This is a genomic window from Paenimyroides marinum (assembly GCF_900108395.1).
In the GTDB taxonomy this organism is placed as follows: Bacteria; Bacteroidota; Bacteroidia; order Flavobacteriales; family Flavobacteriaceae; genus Flavobacterium; species Flavobacterium marinum.
This window is the reverse complement of sequence record NZ_FNXE01000028.1, coordinates 39,846-46,821: the sequence shown is the minus strand read 5'-3', so window position 1 is coordinate 46,821 and position 6,976 is coordinate 39,846. Positions and strand designations below refer to the sequence as shown.

At 36.8% G+C, this 6,976-nt stretch carries 6 protein-coding genes; 5 read left to right on the top strand and 1 reads right to left on the bottom strand.

All coding sequences use genetic code 11. The annotated features are described in order from the left end of the window. Window positions 1-141: 141 nt before the first annotated feature. From BLW20_RS10005 to BLW20_RS09990, 4 genes are all read left to right on the top strand, one after another. Window positions 142-1,935, top strand: a complete 1,794-nt coding sequence (locus tag BLW20_RS10005; RefSeq protein ID WP_091099966.1) for a hypothetical protein — start codon at window positions 142-144, stop codon at window positions 1,933-1,935. A 13-nt stretch (window positions 1,936-1,948) separates the two neighbouring features. After that, window positions 1,949-2,878: a quinolinate synthase NadA gene (nadA, locus tag BLW20_RS10000; RefSeq protein ID WP_091099963.1), complete on the top strand. Its 930-nt coding sequence runs from the start codon at window positions 1,949-1,951 to the stop codon at window positions 2,876-2,878. A 4-nt stretch (window positions 2,879-2,882) separates the two neighbouring features. Further along, entirely contained in the window at window positions 2,883-4,412 is a 1,530-nt protein-coding gene (gene nadB, locus BLW20_RS09995) for an L-aspartate oxidase (protein ID WP_091099959.1), read from the top strand. Window positions 4,413-4,493: 81 nt separating this feature from the next. After that, on the top strand, window positions 4,494-4,907 hold the full coding sequence (locus BLW20_RS09990; RefSeq protein WP_091099955.1) for an SPFH domain-containing protein: 414 nt from the start codon (window positions 4,494-4,496) through the stop codon (window positions 4,905-4,907). Window positions 4,908-5,091: 184 nt separating this feature from the next. Here BLW20_RS09990 and BLW20_RS09985 read toward each other — a convergent pair whose 3' ends face one another. Continuing rightward, window positions 5,092-5,481 carry an SPOR domain-containing protein gene (locus BLW20_RS09985; RefSeq protein ID WP_091099951.1) on the bottom strand — a complete coding sequence of 130 codons (390 nt, stop codon included), beginning with the start codon at window positions 5,479-5,481 and terminating at the stop codon, window positions 5,092-5,094. Window positions 5,482-5,699: 218 nt separating this feature from the next. Between BLW20_RS09985 and BLW20_RS09980 the strand changes: the two genes are divergently transcribed. Further along, window positions 5,700-6,971 (top strand): c-type cytochrome, encoded by a 1,272-nt coding sequence (locus BLW20_RS09980; RefSeq protein WP_091099948.1) that lies wholly within the window; start codon window positions 5,700-5,702, stop codon window positions 6,969-6,971. The last annotated feature ends 5 nt before the right edge of the window (window positions 6,972-6,976 follow it).

Sequence of the window (6,976 nt, the reverse complement as noted above, 5' to 3'; positions counted from 1 at the left end):
CAACTAATTTTGCCCTATTTGAAAGATTGCCCGTTTAGTAGTGAAATCTTATATAAAGATTTTAAATACTGACATATATCATAGATTAAATCAGGCAAATTGATAAAATTAGCCCATTAATTTAAATTTAATTATTTACGTATGTCTGTATTAAATCCACATACTTTTCATATTCCCGTAATGGGCTTGTCTTATACAATAGATAGTCCTGTCAGGGTAGCTCATCTCGGAATTTCATCAGTAGTTTCTATTACCGATGATGAACTTACCGAACGAATGCGGGCTTTTTATTGTAAAAAATTCTTACTTCCGTATAGGGAAATTACCAAAAAATGTTCAGATTACCGTGCCGAGCGCATCAAAGAGTATCTGAATATGCTCAATGAAGTGGTAACACAAAAATTTCAGCAGTTCAAAGAAGAATTGACAGAAAATAAAAACGTTTTAGATAATTATATTTCTCTGCTGCCCGATACTTCCGAATTGAAAAATGGTTTGCAAAAGCTCATTGGTGAAGGTTTACAGATGAAAGAACAATTAAAAAAATACCTTACAGATCATTTTACTCCCGGAGCGATTGATGTCAATATTATGACCAAAGTCGATAAAGAGCATTACGAGAAAGGAGTTCAGCTTCCGGTAACGTTCAATGATGCACACGCGTCGCTTCGCGGTTTTGCAGAAAGTGATCTGAACTCTTCTGTAGTGCTTTCTGCCGGAATGAATCCAAGATTGTACAGTTATTTTGAGAAGTTTCCGGTATTTTACCCCGATACGAACGGACATCTTCAAAAGAAAATAATCTTGAAAGTAAGCGATTTTCGTTCGGCAATGATTCAGGGGAATTTTCTGGCGAAAAAAGGTTTGTGGGTTTCGGAATACCGTATTGAATCGGGTTTAAATTGTGGCGGACACGCTTTTGCGACCGAAGGTTTGTTGCTCGGACCTATTTTGGAAGAATTTAAAACCAGGAAAGATCAATTGATTCAATCTGCCCACGAATTGATGGTAAAAGCATTGGAAGCGAAAAACCTTCTTGTTCCGCAACAGCCTTTAGATTTGAAAATAACGGCACAAGGTGGGGTGGGCACGGCTGAAGAGCACAATTTCTTATTAGATTATTACCAGATTGATTCCGTAGGTTGGGGATCGCCGTTTTTGTTGGTACCCGAAGCAACTTCTGTTGACGAGGAAACACGTAATTTATTGGCAAAAGCAAAAGAAGAAGATTTTTATTTAAGCAACATTTCGCCTTTAGGTGTTCCGTTTAATACCATTAAAGGAATGAGTAATGATTTCTGGAAAAACAAACGTATTAAAGAAAACAAAGCCGGGAGTTCGTGTCCTAAAAAATACCTTGCACTCAACAAAGAATGCGATCCGCAGGGGATGTGCACGGCTTCTAAAAAATATCAGGACATTAAGTTGGCGGAATTAGAGCAGCAAAAAGAAACACTTTCAGAAAAAGCCATTGAGCAGAAAAAAGCCGAAATATTTGAAAAAGCCTGTCTTTGCGTAGGTTTGGCAAATGCTTCTTACCTTGAAAACGGAATGGAAATCAAAGGGCAGCAGCAAGGTGTCGTCATTTGTCCGGGACCGAATTTGGCGTATTTTGACAAAATCATTTCTTTGGCGGATATGGTGAAACATATTTACGGGAAAATCAATATTTTTCAGGATAACAACCGCCCGAATATGTTTGTAAAGGAACTGCAGATGTATGTGGATCATTTGAAAAAAGGTGTTGCGGAATGTGCTGAAAATATGACAACTGTTCAAACAAAAAAATGGGCGGCATTTAAAAGCAATTTGCAGTCAGGAATCGATTATTACAAAGAATTGTTTGCTCAGAGTAACTTTTTTACCAACGAAAAAGAACAAATCCAACAACAATTGGATATGTACAGATTACAGGTAAATGAAGTGAAACTATAAATTCATCGAAATTATGGAAGATTTAAAACAGAAAATAACCGCACTAAAAAAAGAAAAAAACACAGTGATTCTGGCACATTATTACCAAGATCCTGAAATACAGGAAATTGCCGATTATGTGGGCGACAGTCTGGGATTGTCTCAGGAAGCCGAAAAAACAGATGCGGATATTATTCTGTTTGCCGGCGTGCATTTTATGGCGGAAACGGCAAAGCTTTTAAATCCCCAAAAGAAAGTTATTTTACCCGATTTAAAGGCAGGATGCTCGCTGGCAGATTCCTGTCCGCCCGACGCTTTTAAAGAGTTTACCAAAGCACATTCCGATCATATCGTGATTACGTATGTCAACTGCTCGGCAGAAATTAAAGCAATGAGTGATTTGGTTTGTACGTCATCCAATGCTGAGAAAATAGTAAATTCTGTACCCGAAAATGTTCCGGTTATTTTTGCACCCGATAAAAATCTCGGAAATTACATCAACAGCAAAACCGGCAGGAAAATGGTTTTGTGGGATGGGAGTTGTATTGTACACGAAGCGTTTTCGATTGATAAATTACGCACTTTATACAAAGAACATCCCGATACGGTCATCATTACACACCCCGAATCTGAAGCACATATTTTGAAAACGGCAAGTTATATTGGTTCTACGGCAGGAATGATTAATTATGTGAAACAAAGTGCCAAACAGAAATTTATTGTAGCAACTGAAGCCGGTATTTTATTCAAAATGCAGCAGGAAGTTCCCGATAAAGCACTGATTCCAGCACCGTCTGTTGAAGACAATACCTGTGCTTGCAGTGAATGTGCGTATATGAAACTCAATACCTTGCAAAAAGTGTATGATTGTTTGGTTAACGAATCGCCTGAAATCACAGTTTCGGAAGAAGTGGCTAAAAAAGCACTGATTCCTATCAAACGAATGCTTAAACTGTCAAAATAATGTTATGAAAGCCGATTATCTGATTATAGGCTCAGGCATTGCCGGGCTCACGATTGCCATAAAGCTGGCAGAAGAATTTCCCGAACGGAAAATTATCGTCGTCACAAAATCCAGTAAAGAAGAATCCAATACACAATATGCACAAGGAGGAATAGCGGTGGTTATAGACGAAATCAATGATAATTTCGAAAAACACATCGAGGATACACTGATTTGCGGTGACGGATTGTGTGATAGGGAAGTGGTTGAGATAGTAGTTACCGAAGGGCATAAACGCTTGAAAGAATTGATTGATTGGGGTACGCAGTTTGACCGAACAGCAGACGGAACGCTGGATTTGGCAAAAGAAGGCGGACATTCCTATCATCGGGTGGTGCATCACAAAGACGAAACCGGCAAAGAAATTGAGCGTGCTGTTTTGGTAAAAGCACAGCAAAATAAAAACATCGAATTTTTGGATTATCATTTTGCGGTCGATTTGCTCGTTGCAGACAATCGTTGTAATGGTGCGGTAATTTTAAATGAAAAGAATGGTCAGCAATTTTCGGTTTATGCAGGTTTTACTGTTTTGGCAACTGGTGGCATCGGTCAGCTTTATCAGCAGACAACCAATTCCGTAATTGCCACCGGCGACGGAATTGCGATGGCGATTCGGGCAAATGCTGAGGTAGATGATATGGAATTTATTCAGTTTCATCCTACGGCATTGTATGCAAAGTCCGAACACACTTTTTTGATATCTGAGGCGGTGCGAGGTTTTGGTGCTCATTTAAAAACGAAAAACGGACACCGGTTTATGTTTGATTACGATTTGCGTGGCGAACTGGCATCACGGGATATTGTTTCCAGAAGCATTGAAACCGAACTGAAAAAATCGGGAGAAGACTGTGTTTTTTTAGATTGCACCCATTTGGAAATGAATGCTTTTCAAAAGCATTTTCCGGCAATTACACAATATTGTCTGTTGCAAGGTATTGATGTTTCCAAAGACTGGATTCCGGTTGTTCCCACGCAACATTATTTGTGCGGAGGAATTACGGTTAATAGTTTTGGACAAACTTCGGTTGAAAATTTGTTTGCCTGTGGAGAATGTTCCCGAACCGGATTGAACGGAGCTAATCGTCTGGCATCTAATTCGCTGTTGGAAGCGGTGGTTTATGCACATTGGATTTTTTGTTTTCTTAAGAATAAGGAAATACAATTGGTCTCTGTTTTGCCTGTATTGAAAGAGAAACTTATAGAATCGCAAGTATCAACAGAATTCATTAATAAAAGAGATAGGGCTTTGAGAAATCTTATACAACAAAATGTTGGTATTTTACGAAACAATGAAGATTTAGAAAGGACGAAGCGGCAATTAGTACTTTGGCAGGAAGAATGTAAAACCATTGCTAAAAATCATAATCTATCAACAGAATTTACGGAATTGAGGAATAAGATAACGGTTGCCATTTCTATTGTATCAGCATCTTTAAGCAGAACTGAAAACAGAGGTTGTTTTTTTAAAGAATATATAACTTTTGTAATGTTTTAAGAAGCTTGTAGGTGTTTAAAAGGCTATAAGATTTTGGGTTTTATTCGTATCTTTATCCGGAAAATAAACTCAAGTTAGATTATGAAAAGTACAAAAGCCTTAATAACAATTATTATTTCCATCGGGATTTTAATTGTGATTTTAATGTTTGGATTGCCGCTTTACAACGTTTGGCAACAAGAAATGGCTGGTAAAGCCGAAATGGCAAAAGCCGAGCAAAACCGTAAAATTTTAATTGAAGAAGCAAAAGCCCGGTTAGAAGCGGAAAAATTAAACGCACAAGCCGAAGTAGAACGGGCACGTGGAATGGCAGAAGCAATGAAATTAGAAAACGGAACGTTAAACACTACGTATAATCAATATTTATTTATTCGTACATTAGAGAAGTTGGCAGATAAAGGCGATTTACCCCAAATCATCTATATGCCGTCTGAAGGTCTGGTGCCTGTAATGGATGTGAGTAAAAAATCGCAACAAAACACATTTGGTGATTAATGGGGTTTAAAGACTATATTTTTATTGCTGATTGTTGCTCTGCTTTTAATTTAAAAGAGAAGGTACAGGCAAATAATTTATTTTAATTTAAAAAACCAGCAGTACAATTTGTATTGCTGGTTTTATTTAAACTCTACTTAATATATACATCTCTGTTAGTTCGATCTTGTAAAGAATTCCAAATTTATTTCTTAAGCTTCACTACAAACGCATCGGGATATTTTGAAATTATTTTCTTTAATAAATGTTCTGCTTCTATCTTGTGTTTAAAATTACCCACGACCAATTTAAATTTAGGGTTTGCAAAAATTATGGTAGCATCAATTTCCGGATATTGGGCAGTGAAATCTTTATACAAAGTTTCTACATCTTCTTTTAAGCCGTTTTTTAACTGAACCGAAAAGTTGGTATATAACGAAAACTGGTTGTTTTGGCTCATTTTACGGTCTAATAACAAATCAATGGTTTTTTGATCGTTGGTTTCCGTTATATTTATTTGAGCGTGAGATCTTACAACCGGTAAATTTGTTAAAATTAATATAATAAAAACTTTATAAAATCTTAATTTATTCATTATGAGTTATTTTTCAACAAAAATAAAAAATATTCGTCAAAACACAATTTAAGAATTTATTTAGAATTGTTATAAATTAACTTTTGGTTTTTATTCCGCTTTCTTTAGTGCGTCTTATGTTGTATTTTTGTCACAGTTTATAAATAAGGTAGGATGTGCTCTACAATAAAGAGTAGAGAAAATCATGCCAAAATTAGTTGATAATCATTTTTTTAACTATGAAAAAAGTGGGTAACCATACTTCGTTTTCAAGGATTCTTTTCTTGTGTTTAACATTTGTGTTAACATTTTCTACAGGATCTTTTGCTCAAGATGTTGCAAAAGGTAAAGAGTTATTTAATGCAAACTGTGCGGCTTGTCATAAGCTGGATGCTAATTCTACCGGACCTGCGTTAAGGGGGGTTGTAGAACGCCACCCAACTGATTGGTTGCACAAGTGGATTAAAGACAGTTCGGGTTTAATAAAATCTGGAGATGCAGCAGCAGTAAAATTGTTTAATGAGTGGAATAAAGTTCCAATGAACTCTTTTCCTAACTTATCTGATGAAGATATCGATAACATTATCGCTTATACATCAGAACCAAAACCAGAACCAACAACTCCAGTTTCACCAACAGGTCCAGGTGGGGCATCGGCTTCAGGTGGCGTTTCTGAAATTGTTGTTTTAGGTGGTTTGGTTGTTGTGCTTGCAATGCTGGTAATTATGCTGGTAATGGTAAGAAAGGTATTAAACAAAGTAGCCGATAAAAATAACCTAACCGTTCAGGAAACAAAATCATTGCCAATTTGGAAGGCTTTTGTTAAAAACCAGTTCTTGGTAATAACTTCTGTTGTGGTATTAATGTTGGCAGGCGCATATTTTGCCTTTGGATACATGATGCAGGTAGGTGTTGATCAAAACTATCAGCCAATCCAGCCAATTCACTTCTCGCATAAGATTCACGCAGGTGAAAACGGTATCGATTGTAAGTACTGTCACTCTTCGGCAAGAACATCAAAAACTTCAGGTATTCCTTCTATGAATGTTTGTATGAACTGTCATAAGAACATTACTGAATTTACAGGAAGCCCGGATTCTGTTTATGTAGATTACAGTAAAGAGTTCTATACAGCTGAAATTCAAAAGATCTATCAGGCAGTAGGTTGGGATCCGGCAACGCAATCATATACAGGTAAAGAACAACCGGTTAAATGGGTTCGTATCCACAATTTACCTGACTTTGTGTACTTTAACCACTCTCAACACGTTTCAGTTGCAGGTTTAGAATGTCAAACTTGTCACGGACCGGTTGAATCTATGGAGATCATGAAACAACACTCTTCGTTAACAATGGGTTGGTGTGTGAACTGTCACCGAGAAACAGAAGTAAACGTTAAAGATAACGAGTACTATGCTAAAATTCATGAAGAATTATCTAAAAAGTATGGTGTTGAGAAATTAACAGCAGCACAGTTAGGTGGTTTAGAATGTGGTAAATGTCACTATTAATAATA

Coding starts and splice junctions, on each gene's coding strand:
- BLW20_RS10005 (WP_091099966.1), top strand. CDS start 142: ATGTCTGTATTAAATCCACATACTTTTCATATTCCCGTAATGGGCTTG.
- nadA (WP_091099963.1), top strand. CDS start 1,949: ATGGAAGATTTAAAACAGAAAATAACCGCACTAAAAAAAGAAAAAAAC.
- nadB (WP_091099959.1), top strand. CDS start 2,883: ATGAAAGCCGATTATCTGATTATAGGCTCAGGCATTGCCGGGCTCACG.
- BLW20_RS09990 (WP_091099955.1), top strand. CDS start 4,494: ATGAAAAGTACAAAAGCCTTAATAACAATTATTATTTCCATCGGGATT.
- BLW20_RS09985 (WP_091099951.1), bottom strand. CDS start 5,481: ATGAATAAATTAAGATTTTATAAAGTTTTTATTATATTAATTTTAACA.
- BLW20_RS09980 (WP_091099948.1), top strand. CDS start 5,700: ATGAAAAAAGTGGGTAACCATACTTCGTTTTCAAGGATTCTTTTCTTG.